The sequence below is a fragment of the Parashewanella spongiae genome (assembly GCF_004358345.1).
Taxonomy (GTDB): Bacteria; Pseudomonadota; Gammaproteobacteria; order Enterobacterales; family Shewanellaceae; genus Parashewanella; species Parashewanella spongiae.
Window position 1 is genome coordinate 4,835,424 of record NZ_CP037952.1, and the last position, 12,520, is coordinate 4,847,943.

The window sequence follows — 12,520 nt, forward strand, 5'->3', positions numbered from 1 at the left end:
CCTTTCTATTTTTTAAGAACACTCGTTTTATTTATTGTTCAGAAATTTCGATACCTTCAGCTTCATTATCTCCTTGATCCAACTCATTTTCATATTCGTACTCAGAATTGAATGAATAATCTACTTCAACAACTGGCTCTGATTGATCCACATTGGCATCAATAGCTTCGTTTTTTAGTTCTGATATTTCGTCAACATCTGTAGATTTATTCGAGACAAACGCATTGATAATAAGATCTAAATGCTCAAATAACTTTATGTGTGCAGATAACGCGTTCGAACGCAATTCAGCATCTCCAGAGTCAAGCGAAGAGTCAATTTTGACCTCAAACTTATCATTAAACTCTCTAGAAACGCTCTCGAAATCCTCTTCTGAAACCATCAAACAAATTTCACCATCACCTAGGTTATTGATTACTTCTTCTGATAATCGCTCAGCAACCAGAGGACCAATTTCTACTTCCTGAGACCAAGATCGAATTACATTGCCTATTTGCTGTGATATTTTTGGTTTTAATTCTTGAAGCACTGCTTTGGTAAACGATGCTTCGTCTTTAACCCAATCTACTGCATCTTGGATAGCTACAGCCTGAGCTTCAGCATGCCATTGCAACATTTTTGCATCCGCTTCTTTCTTAGCTTCCTCAATAATATCTTGAGCCTGCTCACGAGCATCCTCCCTTTGTTGATGAGCAGCCTTTAGCGAGAGCTGAATTCTTTGTTTAACTTTCTGCTCCATATCTATTAATTGAGCTGAAGCTGCCAATTGAGTCTCTGAAACAAAGTCATCGCCATCTCTCTCTATTTCGCATTGCAAAATTTCTATATTAAATGGATTCATAACAAGCGCTCCAGCCTTAGCAGCCAACGCTTTAAATTTATTACTGTTATGGAGTTCTGATATTTATCTAAATTGACTTCATCTGCGTCATTAACTGAAATAGGTAATGTCATTGCTAACGCTCTCCATATTTGATCGTCTTCCATCTCTTTAGTCAGCAATAATAAGCCGATGACTTGAGCATTAATAATGAGTTTGTCTGCCGAAATAGTATCTAATGACTCGCTTTGCTCTGCCGTAGGCCTTTGAGGCCACAATGCCCATGCTTGTTGGATTTGGTCATCTGTTAGTACATCAGCTAATGCTATTCTGTACTCTTTCAAAGACAAATACTCTGGACAATTCAGACAGAAAATCCCTAGAATAGTCACTAAACTCGGTAAACGTTCCTTTAAGCTAAACAGTAATTCATCGTTTTCAGACAATTTATTAGGCAGGGGCTTATCCACTATCCCCATTCTTTTAACTATCAGCGTTTCAATTCGCTCATTCAGAGTCGGACTTCGATGAAAAACCGATTTCCATTGCTGTAACCCTAATTTTTTCCACCAACTTGGATGCATTTGTTCTGCTGGATGCCAAACAAATTCGTAGTACTGCCTAAGTTCAGATTTCTCACCTGACTCTGTTGAAAAAAAATCAGAACTCATAATGCCCCCAATTAGGCCATACCCAAGTTATTTTTTATCATTTTCTTCTTAGCCAAAAGAACCCAAACATACAGAGTAATAACAACATCCCTAACCCAATAACTATAGGCACTTTATTGTACTCAATCTTGGCAATGAGTTTAGCCCATTCATTGTCGTTCTTTACTGGCGGAGCTGATTGGTAACCATAATTTGCTGCCTGTATAAAGAGTGTAATTCGATCATAGGAAAGCCCTGGCACTGCATTTTGAATCAAACTTTTTATTTGATTCTCTTGGGTAGTCAAATTCGCTTGGGGTGAATATTTAATATAAACAGACGCGGACTTTTCTTCTTTCACTTGAAATTCATCTGATTGAGTAGACTCGGCGATTGACACTCTCGCACTGATAACCCCTTCTAGATTTGATAAAGTACGCTCTAACTGCTGCTCTTTAAGATAACTAATTTTTGCATCTTCTTGGGCTGGTGATGTAACTAGCTGCCCTGAAGGAAATAGATCCTCAATACTCATGTATTTAGGTTTTGGAAATCCATTCTGCCTCAATAATGCAACGGCATTGATAAATTTGTTTTCATCAATCATGAGTGTAGCCATACCTGTTTTAGGATCGATATCATTGCTTGCATCAATGTTATTTAACCTAAGCAATGCAACCATGTGATTCGCTTCATCTTGAGGTAGGTCACGATAAAGCTCGACTTTACAAGCCGTAAGTAACAGCAATAATATTGCCAAAATACTAAAACGAAGTTTCATTGCATACTCGCCAGCTTATTAATGGATTGTGACAATGACCCTGCAATTTTAGCTACTAGGTCTACTTCTACAACTGCTTTACTAATAGACTTTTGGCTCTCTAATATTGCAAGCGGCGACATGTTTTGACCCATTTTTTCTGCCATAGCAGGATCTGTAGGCGCCATTTTTTTAATCAAATCAGAGTCACTTCCAAGTGCAGCACTTGATGTGGCTTGAGTTAAATCTTTATTACCAATACTTAAAAGGTTTTTAAACTTATCCACCAACTCAGTACTTACGTCATTACTTTCTTTCTTGGTGGGTGCTTGTGGAGCAACCTTTTCTACATGATGAATAGGTATATTACTCATAGTAGCCTCCTTACTAACTTCTTACAGCTATCAGTTTATTGGACAACACTTCTTTCTGCTTTTGGCTAGAAATAGGTCCTGAAAACAACACCCTAAGCGCTTGGGCTGCTTCGCTATTACAAGACTGCAACTCACTCACTGCTTTAGATGCTTCATTTAACGCAAAATAAATCACACTGGTGCATATTTTTCTGTCTTCCTCATCAAGAATAAGCTCAGGAAAGACTTTTATCATTGCATATGCTTGCTTTTTTAAACCATGATTGCCTGCAGCAACTGCGGCTTCGACTAGTAGTCTTTTATCTTCACTTTCCATTATTTTTTACTCATAAAAAATTAAATATCTAATTCAGTTAATCTTTGCAATAATTCCTTGAATCATGTCTTTTATCATCTTGATGATTGCACTTTCGTAACCAACAAAATTTGAGTATTGCTGAAGTGAAAACTGTGCTTTCAGCATTTTATCCGTATTATTGATATCGCCAGCTTTCATATTTGACTGAGCATTTTGCGCTGACTTAGCCGAAAGTTGAGATAATTGATTAACAACAGAGCTTAAATCCATATAACCCTCTCTAGAGCGACGTTGCTCTTACCACTGTAGGACAACACATGTATCTTTTTTTAAACGCATCAGTAAAATGCGCATGGTTACTAAAGCCACTATCCAGTGCGATGTCTGCAATTTTCTTTGATGTAATCAATAATTGCTTCCTTGCATAACTGAGTCTTCTTTCCAACAACCATTTTTTTGCCGATACACCATAATTTTTATAAAACAAAAAATTAAGTTTCTTTACATCAACATCTAAATCTTCTGCAAATTGTGTAACAGGCCAAGGGTTCATAAAATGTTCTTCAAGATAACTCAACACTTTGTCATTATGAGCTAAGTAATAAATAAGCATTTTTGAGAAATATTCTTTATCCATGCTTAAACAATAAATAAAAATAAATTTCATCATCATATTCTTATTATTACTAAGCTGCTCTATCACCTTAACCAACTGACTTGCTACTGGTATCGTTTTAGTAAAATCCAATTTAAAAAACTTCACTTCTTTTTCTTGTGAAATTAAATCTACCACTTCGTTGTAAAGCGAATGTAACTCTCCTGAATAACAAAATAAGTTAATCCAATTTTCTCTACTTACCGCAGAGACCATTGCATCTTCTGATGTCATAACAAGCTGATTAGCAGCAACATTCGACACTTCATTTTGATAACGAATAACACCAGGCTCTTTAAACAAAACAATTTGAATTGCACTCATGTTATCTGCGCCTCAAAATAGAACATAATTCATTTTTAAATAACCCTGACCAAACCTATATCAGGTAATGACCTTAGTTTTTTATTTTTTTCATTAAGTTCCTTTAATTATTAGTATAGATTAATTTCATGAAACTAGGATTTAGATCCAGTACTGAAATATTTATCTAATGTTTTGAGCAATCGTTTTATTCATCTCAGCTAATAATGTTTGCATTGCATTAATTAAGCTAACTGTGACATTGTATTTTTGTAACAACCCTTGAAGCTGCAATTGAGATTGTGAAACAAAATCTGAAGCTCTGTTTGATTCGGTTTCAAGTGCATTTTTTACAGCTTGTAACTGCCCCTTCTTTAAATTTGTACCGTTCTTTTTCAAAAAATCTTCAACAGATAAGCCATCTACTGGAATATGCATTTTTTTCATAAAATCTAATGCTTCTTTGGGTATTTCAGCTGTGGCATCTTGTCCACTCACTGAAACACCACCTATGACTTCATCCAACTGATTAGCCATGCTGTGTGCATCCCGAGATAAATTGGCTTTCTCCTGTAACATCTTATATTTATCGCTCGCTTGCTCAGAAAGCATATTCATATTATTAAATAACGTATGAATACCATTAGAGAACATTGAGTCCCCTTGAGCTTGGGGTAAGCCCCCGTCAGAGCTTGCATTAACCACGGCTCCCGAATTGAGAACATTTGTATTTGTGGTTACACTCGAACTTGAATTACCTACAATAGATGGAGACATTGTTAAACCTCACTGTTACACAATTACACAATTACACAATACTATTTACTGTTGATATAACTTAAGTTAAAGGTAGCTCCGCACCTTCTTCTTTTTAGCTTTTGGCGGGTCAATTTCAGCAGCCTCTAATCCATTTTTATCATTACCTTCCGTACCACTTTTAATGGCCTTTTTAGGTGCTTTCTTATCACTAATATTTACGAATTCTTGCTCTAATTGTTTAAAGTTTTGCCCTAACTCAGCGACTTTTCCTAATACTTTCTCCTGCTGCTTACCGAAACCCTCAGGAAATGCGGCCTGTAATTTTAATAATTTATCTTGAGCAGACTTGTCTGTTTTCGCTTGTTGAACCAAAGTTCTTATTTCTGCTTGTAAACTTTGAAACTCCTGCAACTGATTATTAATAGCTTTTTTTCTTTGCTGTATGTCGTTCATTACAGATTTTATATCTTGAAAAATATTCATAATTTAACCTTTATTTCACCTTATGAAATTAAACATTCAGCTTTTACTTCCGCTTCTTTAACCTTTTGTATAACAACTCTATAACTTCTAAAGCTGAGTCTAGCGCTATTTTAAAATCCGCTTTTTTTTTAAACTCTGAATCATTGAGCTCTGAATGCATCAACTCAAATCTAAGCTGATATTCTTCCAATGTATTTACTCTTTTTCTAATATCATCTTCTAGTTTAGTTAGTCTTGGCATGTTGTATTTCCTTAAAATAATAGAGGAATATGAATAATTTGCCCGTTTTTACTCAAATCAACGCCTTTAATATCAATAAATTCGATAACATATCCGTTATCAAGTTCATTCCCTATGCTAAGCCTATACCCATTTTCTAATTCGATAAAAGGCAATTCAGAGTTTCCACCAAAACTTACTACCGGTGATGTTAGGATTCTATTAACCTCGTGCCTAACCGGAATATTTTGAAATACGATTTTTATACCATTCTGTTGAATTTTTTTAATATTATGAGCAATTTTAATGACCCTTGCTTCTGAGTTCTGATCGACCTCTCCGGTTATTACAATTGAATCATCCAATTGAGTTATCATTAAACTTTCAATTAAATTTTGCTTTCTTAATGCGTCAATTAAAGGTTTAATTTGCACTCCAGATTCATTAATTACATGCCAACTTACTAAACTAGGAATTGTTTTCAAAACAGTAATAGCTTTATTCCATCTTTCTCCAGCTTGAATAGCACCAGATATTGTAACGCTTCCAGGGATAATATTTTGCTCAACAGATACATTTTGAAACCCGTTCTGATTCAAAACTTGTTTTACATCAGTAACCAACTGATCCGTACACTCCGCATGCATTACAAATAAAATTCCATGTTTTTTTACTTCGTCAACAAATTGATTAAGTTTTTGCGAATTCTCACAAAAACCGTTAAAAGTAACGACTCCATTTTCTGACCATATAGACTTAATTCCATCCAATTCATTAACTGTTAGTCTTTGATCTACCCACTGTTTTGGTGTCACACTATGTTGAGGAGCATGAACAGGATCAATTAATAACAACACAATTAATAGAGTTGAGAAAACTGAAATGATAAACAGCGCCCAATGAGAAGCGCTTTTCTTTGGCATTTTCTTTCTAGGTATACTTTTCGCTTCAATTTCTGTATCTGCATCACCTAAAATAAATGCAATACCTTCTATCTCGATTACTTCTCCATGTGCAATTTCATCGATAGATTCTTGCTTTTCGCCATTCACCCAAACTTCAGTTTCATTAACTAAGCTGACTTTATCTTCCGAAATATCAAATTCAAGCTGTTCAGAGTTATCTAATACAGCTAAAACATCACCATCGGAGCCAATAGTAAAACTCCCTAGAGGAAGTACTAGCTGTCGTCCTTTGAGCGGACCGTTTAACCATAATATTTTAAATGTCGATGGCATATGGTTCTCATTGATTAACTGGTTCAGCTTTTATTAAAAACAATCTCATCACCCTCTGCGTATGATGTTCAGTTGATCTGAATAATCCCCCCAAAATTGGAATGTCTCCAAGTAAAGGGATTTTATTCTTACTCGTCTCATCTTTATCTTGAACAAACCCGCCTATCAATAAACTTTCTCCTGATTTAAGCGTCGCTTGTGTCGAAATTTCAGAGTTTTGAACTTGTGGTATACCATCAGTTCCTTGAACCGCAGCGCTTTGTTGACCATCCTGTATATTAAGTACAAGCATCACTTCCTGCTGACCATGATCTGTAATGATCCTCGGTGTAACTCGTAATAATGAGCCTGTTGTTACAGATTCAAGCTTTGCAACTTTCTCACCACGAACTTTAGTATAAAAAGTGATGTTTTTATCCAAAACGGCTTGAACATTATTGAGGGTAACAACTGAAGGACGTGACAATACTTTTGCTTTCGAGTTTTGCTCTAACGCATTTAAGCGAACCATAAAGTTTCCAGTATTCCCTATAACCGTGGAGAAATTATCTCCCACTGAACCAGAATTAAAGCTTACCGAACCTCCACCAAGTTTGGCTGATGCTGACCAATCAATCCCTAACTGATTGAAATTTGAAGCATCAATATCAAAAATTGACACTGACACCTCAATCATTGTCGGTTTTATATCCAATTGTTTAATAAGGGTTTCGAAGGTTTTTTGATCTTGTGAACTGCCCCTTACTATGATCGCATTCTGTCTTGGGTCGGCAGCAAAAACTGGCCCTGTAGCCTTATCCGATTGCTGTAATTCTTTCCCCATTTCACGAAGTACACTAACTAAGCCCGGAACCGTTACGGGCTGCATGCGGTAACTGTAATCAGAATCACTCGCTGATGCGTAACTTAAATGATAAACCTTCACAATTTCATGATTTTCTGAAGCTTGTTTTGCATTTGAGTCAAGCTTTTCGGTGAGCTTTGTAACATTCATGACGCATATCGGTACGCCAACTAACTGCAAACTACTGATCCCTGGCTCTGGTTTTACGTTACAGGCATGTTTATCAAGTGCCCCAGCGTTCCTTAAGTATCGGCTTACTTCAACAGGTGTAATATTGTTAAGTGGTAAAACTTCACTCATCAGTTCGCTTGTTTTGTAAACATATAGAACACCGTTGTTGTAATACCAGACAAGACCATATTTTCGACTTAATTCAGTAATAACAACTAATGGTTTTTTATTTTGAATTCGACCACTAAACTGATCCGTAATCTGGCTACTAATCACAACAGGAATACCATAATTAGTGCCGAAGTCAGTAATCACTGCATTTAAAGGCGTACCTCTACTAATCATGACAAAAGGATCACCTTGCCATCGAATACTGTTTAATGAAGCAGCTTGTGTAGCACCAGTTACTAATAACAAAACAATCAAGACTATTCTTTTCATGTTCTCATTCTCATGACAAAATCACGCTTATGATTTTTCTTCTCTTTGAAACCCTTTTCTAAGTACTTAGCTATTGCTAAATGCATTACTACTCCCTGAGATAACTCATTTTCATCAACATTGTCATCGTAAAACCGCCACAAAAGCCACTTTTCATCTTGCAGTTGCAAGCTACAATCCTGACCACCTTCATAAGCCGCTAAAATTAAGGTTGCTTTTCTTAACCATTTTAGTAGCTCTGACTTTTCAACCGTCGGAATTATTTCAATTGCGACGGTTAATGAATCAGAAATTTTCAACACACTTGCGTTGTGATCGGCAAGCTTCCATTGATCATGTTTGGGTTCGGGAGCCTGAGCTTTTAAAAAGCCTGTTTCAATTAGCCTTTGTAACATTCTGGCTCCGAATTTTTCTCTTGGTTATTTTAAAGCTACACTCAAAACTCACTATCAGGTATTCACCTTAATTTTTGAAGATTAAGCTTGTCGCTTCAAATCAAATATTAATGTGAAACTATTCAATTACAGCGAATGGATCTAGGTTTATTAAGGTGGTCTTTTCAGAAGTATAGTTAGGAATTTCTTGTTCGCTAGAATATTTACGGTGGTATTTATTATAAATCTATCTCTAGGGTCTGTTGATCTTTCGTGATTGTTTTTGCAGCGATAAATTGGTTATTTTATGCAAGGCAGAGTTTGTGAGGCTTGGTTATTCCAAATAAGAAAACGATAACGCAGCAGAAATGACCAATTTACGCTGTCTTCGATGCTTTTGAGCATTCACTGTTCTGTGTTGTGACGAGCTCACTTAGATGGCTAAGCATCACTGCTCACGCCTTGAACAGATAAATGCTCAAATAGCACAAAATTTAATCTTGAAAGATCAACAGCCCCTAGGATGCTGATCCCTAAAAATCCACTAATATTAAGTATCTTATCGAATAAGTTGGAATACTCGGTCATCAACGAATAGCTGAAGCTACCGACTAAACCCCGATTTGCATACATCGTGATGGAGGCAGATATTTTAATGAGAAAATTATCATTAGTTTCTAAGCTCACCATAACACTAGTGAGTCTTTTTATTGCGTGGTGGTTACTGATTGAGTATCAATCCTACCAACAAACTATTCATCAGAAAATACATAAAGGCCTACTCGATTACCAATCAATGAACCAGCTTCAACTCGATTTAGTTGATCAATCACTTATCTCAGCAAAAAAAAACTTAATCGCTTATAACCACATACTGAAAAAGAACTCATTCCAAAAGACCAAAGAAGGTCAAGCCGCATTTGGCTATTACATTCCTCGCATAGGTTCATTCCCTGAAAAGGGCCTAAAAAAAGCTGAATCAACAATAGTAACTATTCCACCATTAATCCACTCTAATTATCCATTTGTTATTGTTTCTAGCCCTACTGGCGACTCATGGGTGTATTCCAAATATAAAATGCAACTGGCTCAACTTACACAAATAGTACTCTTACTTAAATCGAATGTTTCTGCTGAACTTGATAAGTTTGTATGGTCAAAATCGTATAAAAACTTTACTAATGAAGTGACTTCTATTCTGAGTTATAAAGCAAATCGTTCAAAGGAAGCACTCACTATCAGTATTCCAGTGACAATATATTCCTCCCTATTAACAAGGTTGCAATCACACAGTAAAAGTCAGTATGCATTAGTCACTCCCCGAGATCATTCCTTATCTTTCATAGCTAACCCAGATAAACTCGCTCCATCGCAAGAACTTGTTGACCTTGTTTTAAATAACCGACATTTACCTGAACAACAGCTAAACAAGGAAGTCGTTATTAATGGCATGGACTACTTTTTTATGAGTTCGTTTACTGAAAACCCCAATTGGCAACTACTCTCCATCATGCCTAAAAGTGAAATAGCTACCTCGGCTAAAAATGCTTTTATCCAAAAGCTTTCATCTTCTCTTTTCCTTTTACTCGCACTCACTATTTTGGTGGTTATCATATTCAAATTACATTTAGAAAAACCAATCAAAACCTATATCAAAATTTTACAAGATGATAATACTCCAAATCTTGAGCGTTATTTACCTCATTCTCCCTACGAAGAGTTAGACGAAATTGCCCAAGCCTATAACCGACTATTGGATGAAGTAAAATTGAGTCACCAAAGGCTTGAGCTTCAGGTTGCAGAGCGAACGAAAGAACTACTGGCTGCATCTCAAGCTGCTGAACTGGCGAATGAAAGAAAAACCGAGCATTTAACCAGTATCAGTCATGAAATCAGAACACCATTAAATGGTATTTTGGGTGCGCTTGAGTTGTTGCTTAATAATAGCTTATCGGCTAAGCAAAAGAGCCTGATTATAACCGCTTCCAACTGCTGCCATTCGTTGCTCTCATTAATAAATAATCTCTTAGATTTTTCGCGAATTGAAGCCGAACAAATTCAACTAAAATTAGCGCAATATTCTTCATTAGCACTCATTGACGAAGCTATGGCCAGTATAGAGTCTCAGGCCATTTCTAAAGGTTTACGCCTTAATGTACAAGTTAACACGAATGTCCCAGAATACATTAATTTAGACGCCCAGAGGGTTCGGCAGATCCTCACAAACTTGCTAGGAAACTCAGTTAAATTCACCGATAAAGGTCATATTTTTTTACAACTTTCATTTTCAGTGCAACAACTTCATTATCAAGTTGAAGACACGGGTTGTGGCATGAACGAACAAGAGCAATTAACCGTTTTTGAACCTTATGTTCAAGGACAGCATCAAAAAATTGGTTCAGGTTTAGGCTTACCCATTTCTCAAAAACTGGCTCAAATAATGGGAGGTACTCTTACTGTCAGTAGTGTAAAACATCAAGGCAGTGTGTTTTGTTTAAGTATTCCTATTACCCATGCTATGGATATAATCAACTTGCAAGGACAGCACATTTCAGCACCAGAATCATTACATGCCCAACTTCTGCTATGGAAGGCCATTCCTGTTAATTCAGAAAGCCAGATACTCCAATCATCCGAGCTTACTTATATGCCTGCAAGGTTATTACAATTTTGTCGAGAAATTCAAAACAACTTTCCCCATTTCGCCCACAGTAATATGCCAGCACTTCTCACTTGGCAATTAAAAGTATTAGTCGTAGACGATGTTGATGTGAACCGAGAAATTTTGTCAAAAATGCTTCATGAGCTTGGTCAAAAAACCTATACGGCTGCAAGTGCTATGGATGCACTTGATTTAGCGACCAAACATGTCTTTGATTTGGTATTGATGGACATAAGAATGCCTGAAGTAGACGGCTATCAAGCTTCAAAACTCTGGCGACAATCCAACAGCATTCTTGATGCAAATTGTCCAATATTTGCCTTAACGGCCAATGCTGAACCACAAGCTCAAGCTGAAATAGAATCCTGTGGAATGCAACACTATATTACTAAGCCTATTTCTTTAAGGTCGTTAAACCATGCTTTAGAAATTGCTGCAGATATTCAACTTGAACGGGATATGTCACTCACCATTAATAGTGATATTGACACGCCACTCATCGATATCATGCAGACTGATTTAACTCACAAGCTATACAGCCAACTAACAGAAATGTTATTGACGTTAAAAAAACAAATAGATACAAACGATTTCGAGAAAACCAGTCATTTACTTCACACCTTAAAAGGAACTTCTGGGCTAGCGGGTCTTCATGATATTGTCGCTGAGGTAACAAAATTAGAATCTATATTTGTATATGATTCTGAGTTGAAGCTACCCCAACTAAAAGCCCTAAATACACTCATTCAATCTATTGATGATCAATCATTTGAGTCCTAAACGGTCTGCCCAAGAGATCAATTCTGCTACGTTATGTGCGTCGAGTTTTCTCATCAAATTCGTACGATGAGTTTCGACAGTCTTTAATCCAATCACAAGATCTTCGGCAATATCTCTATTTCTTCGGCCTTCACAAATCAAAGTAAGCACTTGTTTTTCTCTATGAGTCAAGATAGGTAATTCATTATCATGAGCATTACTCAAAGCGATAATCTGTTGCTCATCAAGATTTGGATCGATAAAAATTTTTCCTTTGAGCACACTCTTAATGGCCGCAAATAATGTACTTTTAGGGCTATTTTTAAGTAAATACCCATTAGCACCAATATCTAACGCTTCTCTTGCACTTTTTTCTTCTGCTACCGCCGTTAGCATAATGATCAACATGTTAGGCCATCGCTGCTTCAATTGCCTTATAACCTCTAATCCGTTCATTTTTGGAAGCTTTAAATCCATAAAAACCAGATCAGGCTGCAACTTTAAGCACTCTTGATATACCCCTAAGCCATCAGCGACAAAGCCAACCAATTGCATATTTTGGTAAGGCGCTAAACAACTGTTGAGGCCATCGAAGATAAGAGAATGATCATCAACAACAAGAATTCGTGTTGGTTTTACTTGATCGAAAGCCACCATATTTTCCTTAAATAAGAGACAAATATGATTTCAGTTTAACTTAAAATGGGCG

At 36.4% G+C, this 12,520-nt stretch carries 15 protein-coding genes; 1 reads left to right on the forward strand and 14 read right to left on the reverse strand.

Features of this window, described 5'->3' with window-relative positions; all coding sequences use genetic code 11:
• Window positions 1–31 precede the first annotated feature (31 nt).
• From E2I05_RS19050 to E2I05_RS19110, 13 genes are all read right to left on the reverse strand, one after another.
• Window positions 32–841: a hypothetical protein gene (locus tag E2I05_RS19050; RefSeq protein WP_121852178.1), complete on the reverse strand. Its 810-nt coding sequence runs from the start codon at window positions 839–841 to the stop codon at window positions 32–34.
• Entirely contained in the window at window positions 838–1,491 is a 654-nt protein-coding gene (locus E2I05_RS19055) for a type III secretion system domain-containing protein (RefSeq protein WP_121852177.1), read from the reverse strand. Before E2I05_RS19055 ends, E2I05_RS19050 begins: the two co-directional genes overlap by 4 nt.
• 37 nt (window positions 1,492–1,528) lie before the next feature.
• Window positions 1,529–2,251: a type III secretion system inner membrane ring lipoprotein SctJ gene (gene sctJ / locus E2I05_RS19060; protein ID WP_121852176.1), complete on the reverse strand. Its 723-nt coding sequence runs from the start codon at window positions 2,249–2,251 to the stop codon at window positions 1,529–1,531.
• The gene (sctI, locus tag E2I05_RS19065; protein WP_121852175.1) at window positions 2,248–2,604 is read right to left on the reverse strand and encodes a type III secretion system inner rod subunit SctI; all 357 of its coding nucleotides are present in this window, start codon (window positions 2,602–2,604) and stop codon (window positions 2,248–2,250) included. Before sctI ends, sctJ begins: the two co-directional genes overlap by 4 nt.
• A gap of 13 nt (window positions 2,605–2,617) precedes the next feature.
• Window positions 2,618–2,920, reverse strand: a complete 303-nt coding sequence (locus E2I05_RS19070) for an EscG/YscG/SsaH family type III secretion system needle protein co-chaperone (RefSeq protein ID WP_243641032.1) — start codon at window positions 2,918–2,920, stop codon at window positions 2,618–2,620.
• Window positions 2,921–2,953: 33 nt separating this feature from the next.
• Window positions 2,954–3,172: a type III secretion system needle filament subunit SctF gene (sctF, locus tag E2I05_RS19075; protein ID WP_121852173.1), complete on the reverse strand. Its 219-nt coding sequence runs from the start codon at window positions 3,170–3,172 to the stop codon at window positions 2,954–2,956.
• Between the two features lie 10 nt (window positions 3,173–3,182).
• Window positions 3,183–3,881: a helix-turn-helix domain-containing protein gene (locus tag E2I05_RS19080; RefSeq protein WP_121852172.1), complete on the reverse strand. Its 699-nt coding sequence runs from the start codon at window positions 3,879–3,881 to the stop codon at window positions 3,183–3,185.
• Window positions 3,882–4,043: 162 nt separating this feature from the next.
• Window positions 4,044–4,637, reverse strand: coding sequence for a type III secretion system translocon protein SseB (gene sseB / locus E2I05_RS19085; protein ID WP_121852171.1), 594 nt, complete (start codon window positions 4,635–4,637; stop codon window positions 4,044–4,046).
• 66 nt (window positions 4,638–4,703) lie between these two features.
• Window positions 4,704–5,102, reverse strand: coding sequence for a hypothetical protein (locus E2I05_RS19090; RefSeq protein WP_121852170.1), 399 nt, complete (start codon window positions 5,100–5,102; stop codon window positions 4,704–4,706).
• A gap of 43 nt (window positions 5,103–5,145) precedes the next feature.
• A complete protein-coding gene (locus tag E2I05_RS19095) occupies window positions 5,146–5,343 on the reverse strand; it encodes a hypothetical protein (protein ID WP_121852169.1) in 198 nt (65 codons plus the stop codon).
• A gap of 11 nt (window positions 5,344–5,354) precedes the next feature.
• Window positions 5,355–6,560: a type III secretion system inner membrane ring subunit SctD gene (gene sctD, locus E2I05_RS19100; protein WP_121852168.1), complete on the reverse strand. Its 1,206-nt coding sequence runs from the start codon at window positions 6,558–6,560 to the stop codon at window positions 5,355–5,357.
• A 7-nt stretch (window positions 6,561–6,567) separates the two neighbouring features.
• Entirely contained in the window at window positions 6,568–8,016 is a 1,449-nt protein-coding gene (locus E2I05_RS19105) for an EscC/YscC/HrcC family type III secretion system outer membrane ring protein (protein ID WP_121852167.1), read from the reverse strand.
• A complete protein-coding gene (locus E2I05_RS19110; RefSeq protein ID WP_121852166.1) occupies window positions 8,013–8,411 on the reverse strand; it encodes a hypothetical protein in 399 nt (132 codons plus the stop codon). The genes E2I05_RS19105 and E2I05_RS19110 overlap by 4 nt, the downstream gene beginning before the upstream one ends.
• Before the next feature lie 634 nt (window positions 8,412–9,045).
• Between E2I05_RS19110 and E2I05_RS19115 the strand changes: the two genes are divergently transcribed.
• On the forward strand, window positions 9,046–11,832 hold the full coding sequence (locus tag E2I05_RS19115) for a response regulator (RefSeq protein ID WP_165905430.1): 2,787 nt from the start codon (window positions 9,046–9,048) through the stop codon (window positions 11,830–11,832).
• Here E2I05_RS19115 and E2I05_RS19120 read toward each other — a convergent pair.
• The gene (locus E2I05_RS19120) at window positions 11,818–12,468 is read right to left on the reverse strand and encodes a two component system response regulator (RefSeq protein ID WP_121852163.1); all 651 of its coding nucleotides are present in this window, start codon (window positions 12,466–12,468) and stop codon (window positions 11,818–11,820) included. The genes E2I05_RS19115 and E2I05_RS19120 overlap by 15 nt on opposite strands.
• Between the last annotated feature and the right edge of the window lie 52 nt (window positions 12,469–12,520).

Coding starts and splice junctions, on each gene's coding strand:
- E2I05_RS19050 (WP_121852178.1), bottom strand. CDS start 841: ATGAATCCATTTAATATAGAAATTTTGCAATGCGAAATAGAGAGAGAT.
- E2I05_RS19055 (WP_121852177.1), bottom strand. CDS start 1,491: ATGAGTTCTGATTTTTTTTCAACAGAGTCAGGTGAGAAATCTGAACTT.
- sctJ (WP_121852176.1), bottom strand. CDS start 2,251: ATGAAACTTCGTTTTAGTATTTTGGCAATATTATTGCTGTTACTTACG.
- sctI (WP_121852175.1), bottom strand. CDS start 2,604: ATGAGTAATATACCTATTCATCATGTAGAAAAGGTTGCTCCACAAGCA.
- E2I05_RS19070 (WP_243641032.1), bottom strand. CDS start 2,920: ATGGAAAGTGAAGATAAAAGACTACTAGTCGAAGCCGCAGTTGCTGCA.
- sctF (WP_121852173.1), bottom strand. CDS start 3,172: ATGGATTTAAGCTCTGTTGTTAATCAATTATCTCAACTTTCGGCTAAG.
- E2I05_RS19080 (WP_121852172.1), bottom strand. CDS start 3,881: ATGAGTGCAATTCAAATTGTTTTGTTTAAAGAGCCTGGTGTTATTCGT.
- sseB (WP_121852171.1), bottom strand. CDS start 4,637: ATGTCTCCATCTATTGTAGGTAATTCAAGTTCGAGTGTAACCACAAAT.
- E2I05_RS19090 (WP_121852170.1), bottom strand. CDS start 5,102: ATGAATATTTTTCAAGATATAAAATCTGTAATGAACGACATACAGCAA.
- E2I05_RS19095 (WP_121852169.1), bottom strand. CDS start 5,343: ATGCCAAGACTAACTAAACTAGAAGATGATATTAGAAAAAGAGTAAAT.
- sctD (WP_121852168.1), bottom strand. CDS start 6,560: ATGCCATCGACATTTAAAATATTATGGTTAAACGGTCCGCTCAAAGGA.
- E2I05_RS19105 (WP_121852167.1), bottom strand. CDS start 8,016: ATGAAAAGAATAGTCTTGATTGTTTTGTTATTAGTAACTGGTGCTACA.
- E2I05_RS19110 (WP_121852166.1), bottom strand. CDS start 8,411: ATGTTACAAAGGCTAATTGAAACAGGCTTTTTAAAAGCTCAGGCTCCC.
- E2I05_RS19115 (WP_165905430.1), top strand. CDS start 9,046: ATGAGAAAATTATCATTAGTTTCTAAGCTCACCATAACACTAGTGAGT.
- E2I05_RS19120 (WP_121852163.1), bottom strand. CDS start 12,468: ATGGTGGCTTTCGATCAAGTAAAACCAACACGAATTCTTGTTGTTGAT.